This is a genomic window from Paenibacillus lycopersici (assembly GCF_010119935.1).
GTDB lineage: Bacteria > Bacillota > Bacilli > Paenibacillales > Paenibacillaceae > Paenibacillus_Z > Paenibacillus_Z lycopersici.
In genome coordinates this window covers 6360001-6381368 of record NZ_CP048209.1, presented here as the reverse complement: position 1 = coordinate 6381368, position 21368 = coordinate 6360001, and the positions used below count along the sequence as shown (strand labels likewise).

The 21368-nt window shown below is 59.2% G+C and carries 12 protein-coding genes (1 of these 12 running past the window's edge); 10 read left to right on the top strand and 2 right to left on the bottom strand.

The features are described 5' to 3' along the window. Positions 1 to 50 precede the first annotated feature (50 nt). Together uvrB and uvrA are read left to right on the top strand one after the other, a co-directional pair. On the top strand, positions 51 to 2054 hold the full coding sequence (uvrB, locus tag GXP70_RS27980; RefSeq protein WP_162359910.1) for an excinuclease ABC subunit UvrB: 2004 nt from the start codon (positions 51 to 53) through the stop codon (positions 2052 to 2054). Positions 2055 to 2075: 21 nt separating this feature from the next. Next, on the top strand, positions 2076 to 4961 hold the full coding sequence (gene uvrA / locus GXP70_RS27975; RefSeq protein WP_162359908.1) for an excinuclease ABC subunit UvrA: 2886 nt from the start codon (positions 2076 to 2078) through the stop codon (positions 4959 to 4961). A 277-nt stretch (positions 4962 to 5238) separates the two neighbouring features. Here the strand turns inward: uvrA and GXP70_RS27970 are convergent, their stop codons facing one another. Next, positions 5239 to 6849 (bottom strand): nitrite/sulfite reductase, encoded by a 1611-nt coding sequence (locus tag GXP70_RS27970; protein WP_162359906.1) that lies wholly within the window; start codon positions 6847 to 6849, stop codon positions 5239 to 5241. A 303-nt stretch (positions 6850 to 7152) separates the two neighbouring features. On the opposite strand from GXP70_RS27970, the gene GXP70_RS27965 reads away from it, so the two are divergent. Then, the gene (locus tag GXP70_RS27965) at positions 7153 to 7368 is read left to right on the top strand and encodes a hypothetical protein (protein WP_162359904.1); all 216 of its coding nucleotides are present in this window, start codon (positions 7153 to 7155) and stop codon (positions 7366 to 7368) included. Between the two features lie 188 nt (positions 7369 to 7556). On the opposite strand, the gene GXP70_RS27960 is transcribed toward GXP70_RS27965, so the two are convergent. Continuing rightward, positions 7557 to 8525: a sugar phosphate isomerase/epimerase family protein gene (locus GXP70_RS27960; RefSeq protein WP_162359902.1), complete on the bottom strand. Its 969-nt coding sequence runs from the start codon at positions 8523 to 8525 to the stop codon at positions 7557 to 7559. A 405-nt stretch (positions 8526 to 8930) separates the two neighbouring features. On the opposite strand from GXP70_RS27960, the gene GXP70_RS27955 reads away from it, so the two are divergent. From GXP70_RS27955 to ligA, 7 genes are all read left to right on the top strand, one after another. Further along, positions 8931 to 11480, top strand: a complete 2550-nt coding sequence (locus tag GXP70_RS27955; protein WP_162359901.1) for a U32 family peptidase — start codon at positions 8931 to 8933, stop codon at positions 11478 to 11480. A gap of 238 nt (positions 11481 to 11718) precedes the next feature. Then, positions 11719 to 13422 carry an AfsR/SARP family transcriptional regulator gene (locus tag GXP70_RS27950; protein ID WP_162359899.1) on the top strand — a complete coding sequence of 568 codons (1704 nt, stop codon included), beginning with the start codon at positions 11719 to 11721 and terminating at the stop codon, positions 13420 to 13422. Next, complete coding sequence (locus tag GXP70_RS27945; RefSeq protein WP_162359897.1) at positions 13413 to 15626, top strand: ATP-binding SpoIIE family protein phosphatase; 2214 nt, start codon at positions 13413 to 13415, stop codon at positions 15624 to 15626. Before GXP70_RS27950 ends, GXP70_RS27945 begins: the two co-directional genes overlap by 10 nt. A gap of 17 nt (positions 15627 to 15643) precedes the next feature. Beyond that, entirely contained in the window at positions 15644 to 16012 is a 369-nt protein-coding gene (locus GXP70_RS27940; protein ID WP_225442582.1) for an STAS domain-containing protein, read from the top strand. A 54-nt stretch (positions 16013 to 16066) separates the two neighbouring features. Then, complete coding sequence (locus tag GXP70_RS27935) at positions 16067 to 16771, top strand: heptaprenylglyceryl phosphate synthase (RefSeq protein ID WP_162360718.1); 705 nt, start codon at positions 16067 to 16069, stop codon at positions 16769 to 16771. Between the two features lie 174 nt (positions 16772 to 16945). After that, entirely contained in the window at positions 16946 to 19288 is a 2343-nt protein-coding gene (gene pcrA / locus GXP70_RS27930) for a DNA helicase PcrA (protein WP_162359895.1), read from the top strand. Between the two features lie 109 nt (positions 19289 to 19397). After that, on the top strand, positions 19398 to 21368 hold the 5' portion of the coding sequence (gene ligA / locus GXP70_RS27925) for an NAD-dependent DNA ligase LigA (protein ID WP_162360717.1). 21 nt of this gene lie beyond the right edge of the window; the window shows 1971 of its 1992 coding nt (coding positions 1-1971); it begins with the start codon at positions 19398 to 19400; its stop codon lies off the right edge, out of view.

The following is a 21368-nucleotide window of genomic DNA, read 5'->3' as shown; positions in this document are numbered from 1 at the left end:
AGCTAATAGGCGTTTTCATAGAAGACATAGGATCGGGGTGTAGCGAATTCATGGTTGAACGGCAGGAACAAGGCGGGATTTTCGCGCTCAAATCGGACTATACGCCGCAAGGCGATCAGCCGGAGGCGATCCGGCAGCTCGTGAACGGCGTAGAAGCGGGCATGATGCACCAGACGCTGCTCGGCGCGACAGGGACGGGGAAGACGTACACGATCGCCAATACGATCGCGAAGCTGAACCGGCCCACGCTTGTCATCGCGCATAACAAGACGCTGGCGGCGCAGCTTTGCAGCGAGTTCAAGGAGTTTTTCCCGGACAACGCGGTCTCCTATTTCGTCAGCTATTATGATTATTATCAGCCGGAAGCCTACATCCCTTCCTCCGATACGTTCATTGAGAAGGACTCCAGCATCAATGACGAGATCGACAAACTGCGGCACTCCGCGACAAGCTCCCTGTTCGAACGGCGGGACGTCATCATCGTCGCGAGCGTGTCCTGCATCTACGGCCTCGGTTCTCCGATCGAGTACGGGAAGCTCGTTCTGAGCCTCCGCGTCGGCATGGAGAAACCGCGCGACGCCATTCTCCACAAGCTCGTCGACATTCAATACCAGCGCAACGACATCAATTTCATCCGCGGCACGTTCCGCGTCCGGGGCGATATCGTCGAGATTTTCCCGGTTGCGGGCAGCGAGCGGGCCATTCGCGTGGAGCTGTTCGGCGACGAGATCGAGCGCATTACCGAGATCGACGTCCTGACCGGCGAGATCGTCGGCGAACGCGATCATGTCGCCATCTTCCCGGCGTCTCACTTCGTCACGCACGAAGATACGATGAAGATCGCCATTAAGAATATCGAGCGGGAGCTGGAAGAACGGCTTGCGGAGCTTCATGCGAACGGGAAGCTGCTGGAGGCGCAGCGGCTCGAGCAGCGGACGCGCTACGATCTCGAGATGATGCAGGAGATGGGCTTCTGCAGCGGAATCGAGAACTACTCGGGACCGCTCACGTTCCGCGAGCGGGGCGCGACGCCGTACACGCTGATGGACTATTTCCCCGACGATATGCTGATCGTCATCGACGAATCCCATGTTACGCTTCCGCAGATCCGCGCGATGTACAACGGCGACCGCGCGCGGAAGGAAGTGCTCGTGGAGCACGGCTTCCGGCTGCCGTCCGCCATGGACAACCGGCCGCTTCGTTTCGAGGAATTCGAGGCGAAGGTGAAGCAGGCCATTTACGTGTCGGCTACGCCGGGCCCTTACGAGCTGGAGCATTGTCCGGAAATGATCCAGCAGATCATCCGTCCGACCGGACTGGTCGATCCGATCGTCGAAGTGCGCAAGACGAAGGGGCAGATCGACGACCTGCTTGGCGAGATCCGCGACCGGATCGCCAAGGACGAGCGCGTCCTCGTCACGACGCTGACGAAGAAGATGTCGGAAGACTTGACGGACTACCTGAAGGATGTAGGCATCAAGGTGCGCTATCTGCATTCCGACATCAAGACGCTGGAGCGTCTGGCCATTCTGCGGGATTTGCGGATCGGCACGTTCCATGTGCTCGTCGGGATCAACCTGCTGCGGGAAGGCTTGGACTTGCCGGAAGTTTCGCTCGTAGCCATCCTGGATGCGGACAAGGAAGGCTTCCTTCGTTCGGAGCGCTCCCTCATTCAAACGATGGGCCGCGCGGCGCGCAACGCCGAAGGCCGGGTTATTATGTACGCGGACCGCATAACGGATTCCATGGCGACCGCTATCGGCGAGACGGAGCGCCGCCGCGCCATACAGACCGCCTATAACGAGAAGCACGGCATTACGCCGCAGACGATCCGCAAGAAAGTGCATGACGTCATCGAGGCGACGAAGGCCGCCGAAGAGAAGAGCGATTATTTGACGGGCATCGGGGCAGAGAAGATGTCGAAGAAAGAGCGCCAGGCGCTGCTGCAGCGCCTGGAAGCGGAGATGAAGGAAGCGGCCAAGAGCCTGCAGTTCGAACGCGCTGCGGAGCTTCGCGACGCGCTGCTTGAGCTTAAAGCGGAGTTGGGCCTATAGGCCGGGAGGAGAGGTAACACAGTGGCTAGTGATTCGATCGTAATCAAAGGGGCGCGAGCCCATAATCTCAAGAACATCGACGTAACGATTCCCCGCGATAAGTTCGTCGTTCTGACGGGGCTGAGCGGCTCCGGCAAGTCTTCCCTGGCTTTCGATACCATCTACGCTGAAGGGCAGCGCCGGTACGTGGAGTCGTTGTCCGCTTACGCGCGTCAATTTCTCGGCCAGATGGAGAAGCCCGACGTCGACTCCATCGACGGTCTGTCGCCGGCGATCTCCATCGACCAGAAGACGACAAGCCGCAATCCGCGTTCCACCGTCGGCACGGTAACGGAAATTTACGATTATTTGCGTCTGCTGTTCGCGCGGGTCGGCAAGCCGCATTGCCCGGAGCACGGCATCGAAATTACGTCGCAGACGGTCGAGCAGATGGTCGACCGCATCATGGAGTACCCGGAACGTACACGCCTGCAAATTCTGGCCCCGATCGTCTCGGGCCGCAAGGGCGAGCATTCCAAGCTGCTGGCGGACGTGCAGAAGCAGGGATTCGTGCGGGTTCGCGTGAACGGCGAGCTGCGCGAGCTGAGCGAGACCATCGAGCTGGAGAAGAACAAGAAGCATAACATCGAGGTCGTCGTCGACCGGATCGTCGTGAAGGACGATATTCACAGCCGTCTGGCGGATTCGCTCGAGACCGCGCTGAAGCTGTCCGGCGGTCAGGTGCTCGTGGACGTGATGGAGAAGGAAGAGCTGCTGTTCAGCTCGAACCTGGCTTGTCCGATCTGCGGCTTCAGCATCGACGAGCTGGCTCCGCGGATGTTCTCGTTCAACAGCCCGTACGGGGCATGCCCGGATTGCGACGGCTTGGGCGCCAAGATGATCGTCGACCCCGATCTGCTCGTGCAGGATCCAAGCAAGACGATCGAAGGCGGGGCCTTCGAGGCATGGGCGGGCAGCACGTCGAACTATTACCCGCAATTTCTGGAGGCGGTATGCCGGCATTTCAACATTCCGCGGAATGTTCCGGTCAGCGAGCTGACGGCGGAGCAGATGAAGAAGCTGATGTACGGCACGGGCGGCGAACGCGTTCGCTTCCGCTACGAGAACGATTTCGGCCATTCCAAGGAAGCGCTGGTGCCTTTCGAAGGCATCGTGAACAACCTGGAGCGCCGTTACCGGGATACCGGTTCGGACGGCATTCGCGAATTTATCGAGCAGTACATGAGCGCCAAGCCATGCTCCGGCTGTAAAGGCCATCGTCTGAAGAAAGAAAGCTTGGCCGTTACGATCGGCAGCAAGAACATTTCGTATGTGACGGGATTGTCCATCGGCGAAGCGGAGCGGTTCTTCAACGGCCTCGAGCTGACGGAGAAGGAGCTTCTTATCGCGCATCTGATCCTGAAGGAGATCAACAGCCGGCTGGGCTTTCTCGTGAACGTCGGCTTGGAATATTTGTCGCTGAACCGCGCGGCGGGCACGCTTTCGGGCGGAGAAGCGCAGCGGATTCGCTTGGCGACGCAGATCGGCTCGAGCTTGATGGGCGTTCTCTACATTCTCGACGAGCCGAGCATCGGTCTTCATCAGCGGGACAACGACAAGCTGATCCAGACGCTCGAGCATATGCGCGATCTCGGCAATACGCTGATCGTCGTCGAGCATGACGAGGATACGATGCTCGCCTGCGATTACATTATCGACATCGGCCCGGGCGCGGGCATTCATGGCGGCCAAGTCGTCGCCATGGGAACGCCGGAGGAAGTCATGGCGGACGAGAATTCGTTGACGGGCGCCTACTTAAGCGGACGCAAGTTCATTCCGGTTCCGTTGAAGCGCCGCGAGACGAACGGCAAGTGGCTTGAGGTGCGCGGCGCGAAGGAGAACAACTTGCGCGGCGTTAACGCGAAGTTTCCGCTTGGCGTGTTCACGGCGGTAACGGGCGTCTCGGGTTCGGGGAAGTCGACGCTTGTCAACGAAATCCTGTACAAGACGCTGGCCCGCGATCTTAACAAAGCCAAGGTTCGCCCTGGCGAGTACAAGGAGCTCCGCGGTCTGGAGCATGTCGAGAAGGTCATCGACATCGACCAATCGCCGATCGGCCGCACGCCGCGCTCCAATCCGGCGACGTACACCGGCGTGTTCGACGATATTCGGGACCTGTACGCATCGACGAACGAAGCGAAGGTGCGCGGCTACAAGAAGGGCCGCTTCAGCTTCAACGTGAAGGGCGGCCGCTGCGAATCATGCCGCGGAGACGGCATCATCAAGATCGAGATGCATTTCCTTCCCGACGTTTATGTGCCGTGCGAAGTTTGCAAAGGCAAGCGCTATAACCGCGAGACGCTGGACGTGAAGTACAAAGGCAAGAGCATCGCGGACCTGCTGGAAATGACGATCGAGGATTCCTGCGAGTTCTTCCGCAATGTGCCGCGGATTCACCGCAAGCTTCAGACGCTGCTGGACGTCGGCCTCGGTTATATGAACCTCGGTCAGCCGGCAACGACGCTGTCCGGCGGCGAAGCGCAGCGTGTCAAGCTCGCGGCGGAATTGTACCGCCGCAGCACCGGCAAGATGCTCTATATTCTCGACGAGCCGACGACCGGCTTGCATGTCGACGATATAGACCGGCTGCTTGTCGTGCTGCACCGCCTCGTCGATTCCGGAGAATCGGTGCTCGTCATCGAGCACAACCTGGACGTGATCAAGACGGCCGATTACCTCATCGACCTCGGTCCGGAAGGCGGCAACGGCGGCGGAACGATCGTGGCTACCGGTACGCCGGAAGAGGTCGTGAAAGTCGAAGGCTCGTACACCGGACGGTATTTGAAGCCGGTTCTCGAGCGCGACCGCGAACGGACAATTGCCCGGCAGGAAGAACTGGAAGGCGTTGCCGCAGGGGCCGAACATTAATCCCAGGCCTGGCAGCAAGCAGCCGGCGGGAGCAGGGGCCGACCGCAAAGGGATTGTCTCCTGACGTACGACGCCTTCCGCGCATAGCGTCTTCCGGGCATAACCACGCGCCTGGGGAGACGCGCGCAAGACGACTATAGCAAAGGGATTGCCTGCTCCGATTTCAATCGCGAGCGGGCAATCCCTTTTGTTCGTGCCGGAGCAAACGGTTAATACGGTATTCAGCACGAAAGTCCCGGGGGGCATGTCCCCCGGGACTTTCGTTTCCATCTTGATATTAACCAGCCAGTATCGTGGTCAACCGTTCTTGGAATGCCGGTACGCCGACGCGATTGACGAAGTTATGGAACGACTCGCCGGATTCGCGTCCTTCTTTGTAGAAGTGGATGAGTTGAACGAGCACGCCGCCCAGTTCGTCGCCTTTGACGCGGCCTTTCAGCGATTGGTTGAACTTCGCGCCAGGGCCAAGAATACCGCCGACGGCGATATCGAACGCATCGACCATGCCTTCAGGCGTTTTCACGAGCGCGCCCTGCAGGCCGATATCGGCAATATGCTTCTGGCCGCAAGCGTTCGGGCAGCCGATGAAGTGAATCCGGATTTTCTCGTCCAGCTGAACGTGATGATCCAGGTACTCCGCAACGCGAAGCGCGCGTTCTTTCGTCTCGACGACTGCCAGGTTGCAGAACTCGTTGCCCGTGCAGGAAACCGTACGGCTCATGAACGGCTTCGCATTCGGCGACAGACGCTGCAGCACCGGCACTTGCAGCGCCGCTTCCACTTTCTCGTCCGGAATGCCGGCGAGGATGATGTTCTGCGACATCGTCGTACGGATCTTGCCGTCACCGAACTCGTCGGCTGCATCGGCGAGCTGTTCCAGCTCCGTGGAATTCGTACGGCCGACAGGAACGTTCAAGCCGATGAAGTTCAGGCCTGCTTCCTTCTGCGGATACACGCCGTCGTAGTAGACGGCATTCCAGCCGACGACTCTGTTCGTGCCGGCGGATGGCATGTCGCCGATGATTGCCTTCAGCTTCTCGAGGAACTTCTCCGGACCCCAATCGGCGACCAGGAATTTCAAGCGGGCTTGATGACGCTTCTCGCGGTAACCGTAGTCGCGGAAGATCGTCGTTACGCCGATGGATACTTTCAGCACGTCCTCCGGACGCACGAACATGTCCAGTTCTTTCGCCATGTGAGGCTTTGCGGACAGGCCGCCGCCGACATAAGCGTGGAAGCCGATAACTTCTTCGCCGTCGATGACCTTCGAGGCCGGCACGAACGCCAGGTCGTTGATCTCGGCATTCGCGTTGTTATAGATGTTGGACGAAATGGACATTTTATATTTACGCGGCAAGTTGGAGAAGTCGCGGTTCATCAAGTAGAAATCATTGACTTGCTCGACGATTTCGCGCGTGTCCATCAGCTCGTCGCGGTCGATGCCGGCAAGCGGGTTGCCGACGATCGTGCGCGGGCAGTCGCCGCATGCTTCGTACGAATAGAGGCCGACGGCTTCCAACCGTTTGAAGATGTCGGGCATATCTTCGATTTTCAGCCAGTGGTATTGAATCGCTTGGCGCGTCGTTACGTCGATCAAGTCGCGGCCGTAGTCGCGTCCGATGGAAGCGAGCGCGCGCGCCTGAGCGGAAGTCATAATGCCCGTGTTGATCCGGATGCGCATCATGAAATAGCCGTCTCTAGGCTTCTGCTCATACACGCCGGCCCACTTGAACCGGTTCATATCGTCCTCGGGAATGGAAGCATAGCCTTCCTTGGAATACTTGTCGATAATGGTGCGGATGACGTCAAGACCGTCTTTTTCCGCTTTAACAAACTCGAATTTATTGAGCTTGGAAGGGTCGTTCATCCATACGGCTTCATATGCCATTTTTCGTTTGTCCCCTTTGTGTAATGTCGCCCGGCAGTCGGTTAATCGACAAATTCCGATGAATTTCGTATGATATCGCTACATTAGAATGTACCATAATTCATAGCATGCCACAATGAGAAGCAGGCAATGTTTTATAAGACTTTGTTATATTTAAAGACGAGTCTGATTATAATAAAACGGTCCTTCCCAGAAAAAGGTGACAAACTTGTTACGATTGTCGAATGTGACTTGCATCGCGCTCGTGATGAGGCTAACATAGATAACATAGGCTACGTGCGAAAATGAAGGAGGATCTCACATATGTTTCTTGCTGAAACCGCATCAACAGCACTCGCAAAGTTCGATCCCATGGATATTATGATGCTGCTGTTTACGATTGTAATTTTCATCGGATGGATTCGATTGCTTACGGCAAAAACAAAGAAAAACCTATTTGCGATTGGATTTACAACGGTAGCGCTGCTTGTATTCGCGTTCGCGAACTACGTTATGATCTTCAAAGTCTGGATTTCGTAAAAACCGTTTCGCACATAGATGAACGGACGGAATAATAAAGCCGCCTGCGATCTTGAACGTCAAGATCGCGGCGGCTTTTTGCATGGGCAGCGGCTTGCCGTTGGTTGCGGCGTCATTGCGTATGCGCGTAAGAAAGAAGCTCCGGCCAGCTGGCCGGAGCTTCTTCGCGTGCCTGGGGATGCGTGGTCTTATACCCACCACATTTCGCCGAGCGGCTCGCGGATCAGGATGGATTGCAGGTTTTGCACGGCTTTCGAGAAGCCTTCGTCAACGGACATCAGGCCGTCTTCGTGCTCGATGCTGACGACGTAGTCGTAGCCGACAAGACGCAGCGCGCTGATGATGTCGGACCATACCTTCATGTCGTGACCGTAGCCGACCGTGCGGAACTGCCAAGCGCGGTCAAGCATCAGCGTGTAGGACTGCATGTCCGTTACGCCGTGGCGGTTGACGTTGATCGGATCGATCGACGTGTCTTTGGCATGGAAGTGGTGGATCGCGCCGGCGCGGCCCAGGATGTGGATCGCTTGAACCGGATCGATGCCCTGCCACCACATATGGCTTGGGTCAAGATTGGCGCCGATTGCTTCGCCAGCCGCTTCGCGCAGGCGAAGGAGCGTTGCGGGCGTGTGAACGGAGAAGCCGCCGTGCAGCTCGAGTCCGATTTTCACGTTGTTTTCCGTTGCCAGCTTGCCGATTTCCGTCCAGTACGGGATTACTTTGTTCTCCCACTGCCAGTCGAGAATTTCTTGGTAATCGTTCGGCCATGGCGCTACCGGCCAGTTCGGATACTTGGCATCCTCGTGGTCGCCCGGGCAGCCGGAGAACGTGTTGACGACAGGAACGCCCAGCTTGGCAGCGAGTTGAATCGTTTTGCGGATGACGGCGTCATGCTCGCTGGCGATCGCTTTCTGCGGGTGCAGAGGGTTTCCGTGACAGCTCAGTGCGCTGATCGTCAGACCGCGTGCGTCGATCGCGTCCTTGAACGCTTTCAGCTTGCTTTCGTCGGCCAGCAGCACGTCCGGATCGCAATGTGCGTTGCCAGGGTAGCCGCCTGTGCCGATTTCGATGGCGTCAAGGCCTTTGGATGCGATGTAGTCCAACGATTCTTCAAACGACTTCTGCGCGAATAGAACGGAAAATACGCCGAGTTTCATATGTGTATAGTTACCTCCCAAAAATATGTACTGTGAGTCTGCATTCATTATAGCATGGGCAATTTCCAAGGGTAAGATTCCTTGGGTCCAATGACAAAAATGCATACATAAAGGACAAAAATGAAACCGCTTATCCTGCGGGAAAAGCTTCTATAATTATACAGTTTTAATGATTCCTACCTAAATTATATTGAATTGAACGTGTATTATTATGTACGGATGTTGAAGCGCGAGGAAAAGGGGAATCCTAGCAAAGAGGTCGGGATCTGCGGAGGAACGGGTTGAGCGGCAAAAACTATTGCAGCCCCAGCCGTTCCCTGCGCCGCGTTCGCTTTTGTTTGCGCGCCCGCTCTGGTAAACTGAAAGAAAATATGCGATTTGAAAGATAGGATGGCGGAAGTTTACATGACAATTTTGAAACGGCAAGATGTCGAGCTGCTCGCTCCCGCAGGCGATTGGGACTGCATGCGCGCGGCCGTCGCGAACGGTGCCGATGCGATCTTTTTCGGCGTGGAGAAGTTCAACGCGCGGGCGCGGGCGAACAATTTCCAGACGGACGAGCTGCCCGAGATCATGGCTTTTCTGCATAGCTACGGCGTGAAAGGGTTTCTGACCTTCAATATATTGGTGTTCGAGAACGAGCTGGAGGACGCGAAACGGCTGATCGAATCGTGTATCGGTGCCGGCGTCGACGCGGTCATCGTTCAGGATCTTGGGCTCGTGAAGCTGATCCGCGAGCTGTCGCCGGACTTCCCGATTCACGGATCCACGCAGATGACGATCACGTCGCCGGAAGCGGTGGAGTTCACGAAGCCCTTCGACATTGAGCGCGTCGTGCTTGGCCGGGAGAATAATCTGAAGCAAATCAAGACGATCGGCGAGCAGGCGAAGCTGCCGATGGAAGTGTTCGTGCACGGCGCATTGTGCGTATCCTACTCGGGACAATGCCTGACGTCCGAGATGTGGGGCGGGCGCTCCGCCAACCGCGGCGAGTGCGCGCAAGCGTGCCGGCTGCCGTACGACCTGATGGTGGACGGCGAAGTGAAGCCGATGGGCGACGTGGCGTATCTGCTCTCGCCGAAGGACCTCGCGGCCGTCGAGCTCATGCCGGAGCTGATCGAGGCGGGCGTGACGTCGTTTAAAATCGAGGGCCGCCTCAAAAGTCCCGAGTACGTGGCCAACGTCGTGAGCAAGTATCGCCGGGCGATCGACAAATATTTCGACGGCGACCGCTCCGCGCCGTCCAAGGAAGAACTGCGCGAGCTGCAGCAGAGCTTCTCGCGCGGGTTTACCCACGGCTTCCTGGAGGGCACGAACAACAAGAAGCTCGTGGAAGGCACGTTTCCGAAGAGCCGCGGCGTCTATCTCGGCCGCGTGGAACGCATCCTGCGCGATGCCGTCGTCATCCGCATCGAAGCGCCGCTGAAGCGCGGGGACGGCATCGTGTTCGACGCCGGCGATCCGACGAAGAAGGAAGAGGGCGGCCGCGTCTACGATGTGCGTCGGCAAGGCGTCAAGCTGGAAGGGGAGGCCCAGGAAGGAACCGTGCTGGAGCTCGTGCCCGGCCGCAACGATGTCGACCTGCGCCGCGTCCATGTCGGCGACCGCGTCTGGAAGACGAGCGACCCGGCCCTGGACAAGCGGCTGCGCGCCACGTTCGAGACGGATAAGCCGTACCGGGTGTTCCCGCTGAACGTGAAAGTCGAAGGCGAGGCGGGTCAACCGCTCCGCACCTGGTGGACCGACGTCCAGAAGGGCAACTCGATCGAGATCGTCTCCGAGCTGCCGCTCGAGCATGCGGAGAAGCGGCCGATGGACGAAGCGCTGCTGCGCGAGCAGTTCGGCCGGCTCGGCGGCACGGTTTATCAGCTGGAGCAGCTGGACGCGGAGCTGCGCGGCGACCTGATCGTGCCGATGCGCGAGCTGAACCGGATGCGCCGCGAGGCCGCGGATGCGCTCACGGGCGAACGTCCGAAGCCGCCTGCGTACGTGAAGCGCGACGTCGAGGTCTACGACGACGCGCATGGCGGCGCAGCCGCCGCACGCGGTGCGCTCGGCAGCGCGGCTGCACAGCGCGTGCCGGCGGATGGGCCGGCCAAGCTGACGGTGCTCTGCCGCAGCTTGCCGCAGCTGGAAGCGGCGGTGCGTTCCGAGAAAGTCGGCATGGTGTATGCCGATTTCGAGTTCATCAAGCAATTCCCCGCCGCGATGGAGCTTGCGCGGAGCGCGGGCAAGCCGATCGCCTTGGCGACGCCGCGGATCCATATGCCTGGCGAGAACGGCTATCACGCCAACATTCTCAAGTTGAAGCCGGATGCGGTGCTCGTGCGCAATACGGGCGCGCTCTTTTATTACCTGCGCGCGAAGGCGGCCCGCCCGAACGAGGCGTTCCCGCAGCTGATCGGGGACTTCTCGCTCAACGTGGCGAACCATAAGGCGTCCGATCTGTTCCTGGACGCCGGCTGCAGCCTCATTACGCCGTCGTACGACCTGAACGTGCAGCAGATGTTCGATTTGCTGCGCACCAGCGACACGTCGCGGACCGAGGTCGTCATTCACCAGCATTTGCCGATGTTCCATACGGAGCATTGCGTCTACTGTACCTTCATGAGCGAAGGGACGGACTATACGAACTGCGGGCGTCCGTGCGAGGAGCACCGCGCATCCCTGCAGGACCGGATCGGCATGGCTCACCCCGTGCGGGTCGACGAGGGCTGCCGGAACACCGTCTACAATGCGATCGAGCAGTCCGGTGCGGAATACATGGTGCAGTTCCGGGACCTGGGCGTGAAGTCGTTCCGTATTGAATTTCTGGAAGAGACGGCCGATAAAGTAGAAGAGGTCATCGAGCTGTACAGCGACGCGCTTGCGGGGCGAATCGGCGGCACGCAAGTGTGGCGCAGCCTGAAAGCCATCAATCAGCTTGGCGTGACGAGAGGGCAACTGGTAAAATAACGCATCGCCCGAGAGACCTGGAACTGGGTCTCTCTTTTTTAATAGGATTGCCATATGCCATTTATTGGGTTATAGGCCATTGAATGCTTACTTATTTCTATCATACTTCGACAGTATAGAGAGGAATTCGGGCCGCGGACGCGAATAGTAGCAACAGTTAGCGTGATGAATGAGTCGAACGGTGGATTGCAATTTCCGTGTCCGCCAGTTAATAAACGAAGCGCGGTGAGGATGCATAATGAAGCAAAACCGGAATGACGTACCGATGCAGCAACAATGGTTAGGCCAAGTAATGAACGCGGAGCAAGCGATTCTGGACGGGCAGATGCCGCCGATGGAGCAGCTTCTGGCCATTCCGGCGGAGATCCGGATGAAATCCCCTCTTCTCCTTCGCGTGGAATGCGAAATCGGTTTGCTCCACGGGCAGCTTGCGGGATCGAAGAAACGACTGGAGGCCGCGCTGCGGGGATTCGCCGCGCAGGCCGATGAATCTTCGATGCTGACGATGATGGCCATGCTCGGTCTCTTATATATTCAAGTCGGCGACAAGCATGAGTCGAAGCCGTTCTTATCCCAGCTGGAGCAGGAATGGAAGCGCAACCCGGAGAACTGCAGCGGCTTCGTTCCCTGGGCGCTGGCCCGTGCGGCCGCGAATGCGGAGGAGCTCGCCGTCCGGATGGAAGAGGCGCGCGGGCTGCTCATGGCTGCCGCGGAACGGTTCCGGGAAGAGGGAAGGCCGCTGTGGACGGGCTTCGTGCTGCTGGATGGGCTGATTTTCGATCCGCGGAACCGGTCGCATCCGGACTGGACGTTCTGGATGAACTGGCTGAAGCGCCGTACGGAGGAGGATGCGCTGACCGGAGACGTCGTGCGCGTGCTGACAAGCGCCGATCTTAACGAAAGCTTATGCGACCGGCTTCCCGTCCGCTATGCCTACCTGGCCAAAGCGGTCCTGTTGAAGAAGGCGGCCGAGCGGCTGCCGGAGGAACTGGCCGACGATATCGAGAGCGGCATCTATGCCGCGGCGGCGGCGGTCAAACGGCAGTTGAAGGAAGGCCGGCTCGACGATGCGGCGGAAGGCCTCCGGCAATTGGAACGGCAGCGGCAGATCGTCTCCACGCCCGCGATCGAGCAATTGGCCGCCGAATTGCGCGCGGCGGGCATAACCGGCAAGCATCCGGAGTCGCCGCTCATCGTCAGTCCGAGATGGCGGGTCAAGCTGTTCGGCGGAATCGCCTTCAACAAAGAAGACGGCCAGTATGCCGAGCCGGTATGGAGGCGGCGGAAAGCGGGCGAGTTATTCGTTTATCTGCTCCTGCAGCAGGGCTATAAATCGAATAAGGAGCAAGTGATCGAGCGGGTGTTCGGCGAGGGCGATCACGCGAAGCGATCCAACCAGTTATATGTCACGCTCCATGACTTGCGCTCCGCGCTGAAGGAAGCCGGGCTTCACGAGGATGCTGTCTTCGCCAAGCGCGGCGTGATCGCCATATCGGAGCAGGCGGTCGACTCGGTGGACGTCGAGACGTTCTTAACCTTGTCCCGCGTCGGCGACCAGCTCTGGACGGATGACCGGGAAGAGGCGGTGCGCCTCTTCGAGAAGGCGATTCCGCTGTACGGGGTGCTGGCGACGGAGCTTCCTTATGCCGAATGGCTGGAACGGGTGCGGGAACAGCTGATGGACAGGCAGACGGGCATGCTCAGGCGGCTCGCGGCTTACTACGGCGAGTTGAACGACGACGCGCGGGAGGAACAGCGCCTGTCGGATTGGATCGCGCTGCGGCCGGAACAAGAAGAGGCTTATGAAGCGATGATCCGGCTCTGTCTGCGCAGTTTGCGGCGCGTGGAGGCGATCGGCTGGTATCGCAGGCTTGAGCGCATTTGCAAGGAAGAGCTCGGCATCGAGCCGCGGGAAGAGGTTAAACGACTGCTATGGAGCTGAATTCAGAGCTGAAGACGGACGCGAAGTCGCAGCCCAAAGACCGCCCGAAGGCAGACCAAATCAAGAAACATCCGATTTATGAGAACGCTGCGCTGCTTAATCGCCTGCTGGCCGTCTATTTGCTGACGATGTTCGCGGGCGTCCTCATCGCGCAAGCGGAGTCGATGCTGGATTCCCACTTCGAAGCGATGTTCCCGTTCTCGCCGGTTATCGCCGGCCTGGGCGCCCTGGTGCTCGGGTTGACGCTGCTTTGCGTCTCGGCCGTGCGGCTGTTGCCGGCGTTCGGCGTATTGTCGTTCAATGGCGCGCCGGCGGCCGAGTCTGCGCAGGAGACGGGCATCCATACGGCGCTGCGCCGGCTGTATCGGCTGCCATACGAGCTCCTGTATGGCATCGTGCTGTTCGGCCTGCTGTTCTCGGCAGTCTGTCACGGCAAGGACCTCTTATACGATATGCGCTATGAGACGGACGGCCTTCAGGTACTCGGAACGGTCGTCGGCGAGCAGAGCTTGTTCATTTTCTTGGCGATCGCGCTGTTTAATTCGGTACGCCGCCTGCTCCGGCCGGTGCTCATGCGCCTGCAGCCGCTGCCGAGCGGGTTCGACGGCCGCGCCTCGTTCGCGCAGCCGCTGGTCATCACGTACGCATGCACGTTTATCGTAACCATTCTCAGTCTGCTCCAGCTTGCTTTCGTGACCGCAAGGCCGCATGAGCCGATGGATCCGTATAAATTTGGCATCATCGCATTGTTTTATTTTATAATGGGCTTAAGTTTATTCAGCTACGTAACGATGCAATTCAGACAGGAGCTGCGCGGCTTGATTCGCGGCATCCGCGGACTGGTCGGCGGCTACGGGCTTCCCCGGCACGAAGTGGCGGAAATGCTGCATGACGAAGCGGGAGAGCTGGCGATCGCCTTCAAGGAGCTGCAGAACCGGATGAATCGGGAGTACGATTCGCTGGAGCGGGAATTGAAGCTCGCCTACAACGTCCAGCAGAAGCTGCTGCCGCCGGGCGATTTGACGATCGGATCGTACCGGATCGCGGCCCGCTGCCGCTCGTACCGCGAAGTGGGCGGGGATTTCTACGACGTCGTGTCGCTCGGCCCGAGCCGATTTGCCATCATGATCGGCGACGTATCCGGCAAAGGCTTGCCGGCCGCGCTGCTCATGTCCGCGCAGCTGCTCGTCTTCCGTTCTGAAATCCGGCGCAGCGGCAGCCCTTCCGAGGTGCTGGCGCGCATGAACCGCCAGCTGTGCGAAGCGATGGGCGAGGAAGGCTCCGTGACGATCGGAGTCGGCGTCATCGATCTGACGAACAACCAGGTGCAGTATGCGAGCGCCGGGCATTTATCGCCTTACGTCGTTGCGAAGAACGGAAGGTTTCAGCCGCTTGACTGCAGCTCGCTTCCGATCGGCATCGATCCGGACGCGGCTTACGAAGAAATCACCCTGCAGCTGGAGAGCGGGGACCGGTTCCTGCTGTATACCGACGGATTGATCGAGGCCGTTAACCGCCATGGGGAGATGTACAGCTTCGAAGGCTTGGAGGCCGAGCTGTCCACCTGGAATTCGGCAGCGGACCTGGCGGAGGTCATCGACGAGTGGCTTTCCCGGGTCGACCTGGAATGCGGCCCCGGCCAAGACGACCGGACGGTCGTCGTGCTCGAGCTGGCCGGCGAGTACGGCAGCGTGCTCGCGAAGCTGAACTTGGCGTCGGGCGAGCAGGGCACGTCGTCCGTTCCGTTCGATAATCCGTTCTTGTCGCGGGAATGGTCGGTGCGCAGCCAATTGGGCGCCGAGCGGCTCATTGCCATGAAGATCGGCGACTGGATGGGAGAGCGGTGGCCGGAATGCGATATCCGGGAAGACGCGCAAAGCGCGATTTGCGAGGCGATGATTAACGCCATTGAACATGGTAACAAGCTGCAGCCGAACCAATACGTGACCGTCATCGCCCAAATCGGCGGCATGCTGGCCGTTTGCCGCGTGTACGACGAAGGCGGCGGCTTCTTCCCGCGCCTTTCCCGGGACGAGGAAGAGATGCACAAGAAGCTGGAATCGGAAGACCCGCGCGGCTGGGGGCTGGTCATGATCGATTCGCTTGCCGATTATTGGACGACGGGAAGAGACGAGAGAGGCTTTTATATCGAGCTTTATTTTATGCGCCAACCGAGAAACGCTCCCGATGGGCAGTCTATATAGCAGAGGGGATTAAGACAGTGGCAGAACAATCGTTTTCGATGCATACGCGTAAATTTCCTAGCGGCGTCGTGCTTGAGCTGAGCGGCGAGCTGACGAAATCGGCGGAGGCGACGCTGCTCGCGGGCCTTGAACAGCAGAAGGAGCTGGGCCTGGGCATTCGTTTTCTGGCGCTGGATTTGACGAAGGTGGAGTACATCAACAGCGGCGGCATGGCCGTCCTGATCCGGCTTGCCCGCATGGGAAGCAAGGCTGGCGTCCATACGTTCTCTTGGGGCGTGACGCCTCATTACGAGAAGCTGTTCCGCATGGTCGGATTGACGGAATATATGATGATTTATCCGAACGAATTCGCGGTTATTCAGCGCATCGAGGCATTAAATATTTAAGATGCGAAGCAATGCGCGAAGCAGCTAGCAAGGCGATGGAGGTATCATGTGAACGTGCAAGCGATTTACGAGAATTGGCGGCATGTCTTTAAGCTTGATCCGGACCGCGAAATCAGCGACGGGCGGCTGGAAGCCGTATGCATGTCCGGCACGGACGCGGTGATCGTCGGTGGATCGACGGGCGTGACGTTCGACAATACGGTAGACCTCATGTCCCGCATCCGGCGGTATGAAGTGCCCTGCGCGCTGGAGGTTTCAAGCGAGGAGGCGGCCGTTCCCGGCTTCGACCACTATTTCATCCCGCTCGTGCTCAACACCGATCGGGCGGAATGGCTGGCGGGCAGGCAGGTCGAAGCGCTCCGCAAATGGGGGGCTTTCATTCCATGGGAAGACACGTCGGCGGAGGGCTACTTGATTCTGAACGCGGATGCCGAAGCCGCCAAGCTGACCGGCGCCCGGTCGCCGCTGGACGCGGAGACGTTGGCGGCGCATGTCTATATGGCCGACAGGCTGATGCGGCTGCCGATCATCTACCTGGAGTACAGCGGGAAGTTCGGCGACATGGAGCTGGTGAAGCGGGCGGCAAGACTGGCTTCCGGCGCGCAAGTATTCTACGGCGGCGGCATCGACAACGCCGGCAAAGCGCGCGAAGCGGCGGCGGCGGCGCATACCGTCATCGTCGGCAACATCATCTATGAAGACTTGGAGGCGGCCTTGGCGACGGTCGCCGCGGTTGCGGAAGTGCCGTTCGGCCGATAGGCGGCAGGACGGGCGATATACGAAACGGCTTTGACGACGAATCGGGCAACAGACGGCGGTCCTTCGTTTCAATGCCGTTTTTCTTTTCCTCCAACCTCTAATTGACACATCCCGCACGGTTGTCTAGACTGGATGATAGGCGAACAAATGCGAACAAAGGAGTTTATGTTCACTATGTTGAATGAATTTAGCATCGATCAAGCTGTCAGCAAATTGAACCCGCCGCAGCGCGCAGCCGTTCAAGCGACAGAAGGGCCGCTGCTCATTATGGCGGGAGCGGGAAGCGGCAAGACGCGCGTGTTAACGCACCGCATTGCGTATTTGATGGAGAAGAGACGCGTAGCGCCGTGGAGCATCCTGGCGATTACCTTTACGAATAAAGCGGCGAGAGAAATGCAGACGCGGGTAGGCGCCCTTGTCGGTCCGTCCGCGCAAGATATTTGGGTATCCACGTTCCACTCGATGTGCGTGCGCATTTTGCGCCGGGACATCGGCCGGATCGGCTTTACGAACAGCTTCTCGATCCTGGATTCCGCCGACCAATTGTCGGTCATCCGCAATTGCATGAAGGAATTGAACATCGACACGAAGAAATTCGAACCGAAGAGCGTGCAGGCGGCGATTGGCGGCGCAAAGAACGAGCTGGTCACGCCCGAGCAGTTCGAGCTGAAGATCGGGGATTATTTCGAAGGCATCGCGGCCAAAGTGTACGCGATGTACCAGAAGAAGCTGAAGAGCAACAACTCGCTCGATTTCGACGACCTCATCATGAAGACGATCCAGCTGTTCAAGGACGAGCCGGACGTGCTGGCCTTCTATCAGAATAAATTCCGCTATATCCACGTCGACGAGTATCAAGATACGAACCGCGCGCAGTACATGCTGTGCAACATGCTTGCCGACAAGCACCACAACATTTGCGTCGTAGGCGACAGCGACCAGTCGATTTACCGTTGGCGGGGCGCGGACATTACGAATATTTTGAACTTCGAGGAAGATTATCCGGAAGCGAAGACGATCCTGCTGGAACAGAATTACCGCTCGACGGCGAATATCCTGAACGCGGCGAACGCCGTCATCAAGCTGAACAGCTCCCGCAAGGACAAGAAGCTGTGGACCGACCAGGGCGAAGGCGAAGCCATCCTGGTCTATCAAGCCGACACGGAACATGACGAAGGCTATTTCGTCACGGGACAAATTCGCCAGCAAGTGAATAAAGGGCGCAAATTTGCCGATCATGCCATATTGTACCGCACGAACGCCCAATCGCGGGTAATCGAGGAAACGCTCATCAAATCCGACATTCCGTACCAGATCGTCGGCGGCGTCAAGTTCTACGACCGCAAAGAGATCAAGGATCTGCTGGCCTACCTGCGGCTGATTTCCAATCCGGACGACGACGTCTGCTTCCAACGGATCGTCAACGTGCCGAAGCGGGGCATCGGCGACACGACGGTAACGAAGCTGCTGGAGGAAGCGGGCGTTCGCGGCGTGTCCGTCTTCGCGCTGCTGGAGCAGCTGGATTGGCTGGACGTGACGGGACGCGCCCGCACGGCGCTCCGCGAGTTCCAGGAGATGATTCATAACCTGACGCGCATGGTCGATTACTTGTCCGTGACGGAATTGACGGAGAAGGTGCTGGAGATGAGCGGCTACCGCGAGGAATTGCAGCGCGAGAATACGCTGGAATCGAAGGCGCGCCTCGAGAATATCGACGAGTTCCTCTCCGTTACCCAAGACTTCGAGAAGCGCAACGAAGATAAGTCGCTCGTATCGTTCCTGACGGATCTCGCGCTGATCGCCGACATCGACTCCATGGACGAAGACGAGCCGGAAGGCGGCGTGAAGGACGCGGTCGTGCTGATGACCATGCACAGCGCCAAAGGCCTGGAGTTCCCGATCGTCTTCATTATCGGCATGGAGGAAGGCGTCTTCCCGCACAGCCGTGCGCTGAACGACAACGACGAGCTGGAGGAAGAACGCCGTCTCGCGTACGTGGGCATTACCCGCGCCGAGAAACAGCTGTTTCTCACTTGCGCGCGGATGCGTACGCTCTTTGGGCGGACGAATGCCAATATGCCGTCGCGGTTTTTGCGCGAGGTGCCGGATGAGCTCAAGTCCGATGCTTCGCCGGCCGGTCGAAGCCGGTCGATAGGCGGAGGCGCCGGCGGCGGCTTCGGAGGCGGGCGTACAGGCAGCCCGACCGGCAACGGATTCGGTTACCGCGGCGGAGCCGCAGCGCCGCAGCGTCCGGGAGCCCCGGCAGCGAACGGCGGCAGCGGCGTGCGCGTCGTGGATCCGTCGCGTCCCGTTCTTCCGGGCAGGACCGCGGCTGCGGGCGGCGCGGCCGGCGTGAACTTCACCGTGGGCGACAAGGTTTCCCATGGCAAGTGGGGGATCGGCACGGTCGTCGACGTTCGCGGAACGGGCGACAAGCAGGAGATCCAGGTCGCATTCGCGGCGCCGACGGGCATCAGGAAGCTGCTTGCCGCGCATGCTCCGATTGAGAAGGTATAGCCATGTTTTCGATCTCCGATCGAAACGATGAATGTAAACGAGAGGGAGGACGTCCATGACGACTGCGATGGAACCGGGATCGAACGCCGATTCGGCGCAACAACTTCGCATGCGAGCGCTGATCGACCTGCTGGCGGTCCACAATTACAATTATTACTCGCTTGATCGGCCGACGATCAGCGACAAGCAGTACGACGAGCTCTATGACGAGCTCGTACGGCTCGAGCAGCAAAGCGGGCAAGCGTATCCCGATTCGCCGACGCAGCGGGTAGGCGGCGATATTTTGAAAGGCTTCGAGCCGCATCGCCATCGCGCCCGGTTGTGGAGTCTCGACAAGGCGCAGGACGCGGAAGATTTGCTGGCATGGAACGCGCGGGTAAGCAAAGCGATCGCCGATTACAACGCCAAAAATCCGGATGCGGTGCCGCTTCCCGATCCGTCCTATGCGATCGAGCTGAAGTTTGACGGCCTCACGCTGAATTTGACGTATGACGGCGGCCATCTCGTGCAGGCTTCCACGCGCGGCAACGGCGTTGTCGGGGAGGGAATTCTGGCACAGGTGAGGACGATCCGTTCCATCCCGCTCTCCATACCGTTTAAGGAAGGGCTTATTGAAGTGCAGGGCGAGGGCATCATGAACTTGTCGGTGCTGGAGGCTTACAATGCGACGGCGGCCGAGCCGCTCAAGAATGCCCGCAACGCGGCGGCCGGGGCGCTCCGCAACCAGAATCCGAGAATCACGGCGGAACGCAAGCTGAGCGCCTTCTTCTATAATGTCGGTTTTGCGGAAGGCGTATCGTTCGAGACGCATCAGCAAATGATCCGGTTTCTGAAGGACAACCGCTTCAAGGTGAACGACTACACGACCTATTGGTCGACGATCGAAGAGGTGCAGGCGGAGCTGGAGCGCGTCGAGGCAGGCCGTCACGAGCATGATTTCCTCATTGACGGCGCGGTGGTCAAATTGACCGATATGCGCACGCGCGAAACGCTGGGGTACACGGACAAGTTCCCGCGCTGGGCGGTAGCGTTCAAGTTCGAAGCCGAAGAGACGACGACGATTCTGGAGTCCGTGTCCTGGGAAGTCGGACGTACCGGCAAAATCACGCCGGTTGCGCGCGTCGAGGCCGTCGATCTCGCCGGCGTCACCGTCCAGAACTGCACGCTCAACAATATCGGCGATATCGAACGCAAAAACTTGAAGTTCGCGCTGGGCACCCCTGTGTTTATCCGCCGCTCGAACGACGTCATTCCGGAAATTCTGGGAAAGGCGGACGACGAGCCCGGGCAGGAGATCGTTGTCCCGGCGGAGTGCCCGTCCTGCGGTACGCCGCTTGAGCTCCGCGGCGCCCACCTATTCTGCGGCAACAAGCTCGGCTGCCGGCCGCAAACGATCGGGCGCATCACGCATTTCTCCTCGCGCGATGCGATGGACATCGAGTCGTTCAGCATTATGACGGCGGAGCAGCTTTTCGACGAGTGCGGCGTGCGCGATCCCGCCGACCTCTACGCGCTGTCGTACGATAGTCTCATCGGCTTGGAGCGATTCGGCGACCGTAAGGCGCGCAAGCTGCTCGAAGCGCTGGAGAAGTCGAAGGATCGCGATCTGGCGGCGTTCCTGTTCGCGCTGGGCATTCCTAATACGGGCAAAGCGACGACGAAGATGCTGGCCGATCATTTCGGCAGTCTCGCGGCGATCAGGTCCGCCGAAGTAGAGGAGCTTGTCGGTCTGCCGGACGTAGGCGGCATCGTAGCCGAGAGCATCTATAGCTATTTCCGCGACCCCGTATGGGCGGACAGCATCGACCGCATGCTGGCGCTTGGCGTCAAGGCGGAAGCCGAGCTGATCGCTCCGGCAAGAACGGACAGCATCTTCAGCGGCAAAACCGTCGTGTTGACCGGAACGCTATCCTTGATGACGCGGGACGAAGCGGCCAAGAAGCTGGAGGCGCTGGGGGCCAAAATCAGCGGCAGCGTGTCGAAGAAAACCGACTTCGTCATCGCGGGCGAAAGCGCGGGCAGCAAACTGACGAAGGCCAAGGACCTCGGCGTCACGGTTATAGAGGATGAACAGGAGCTG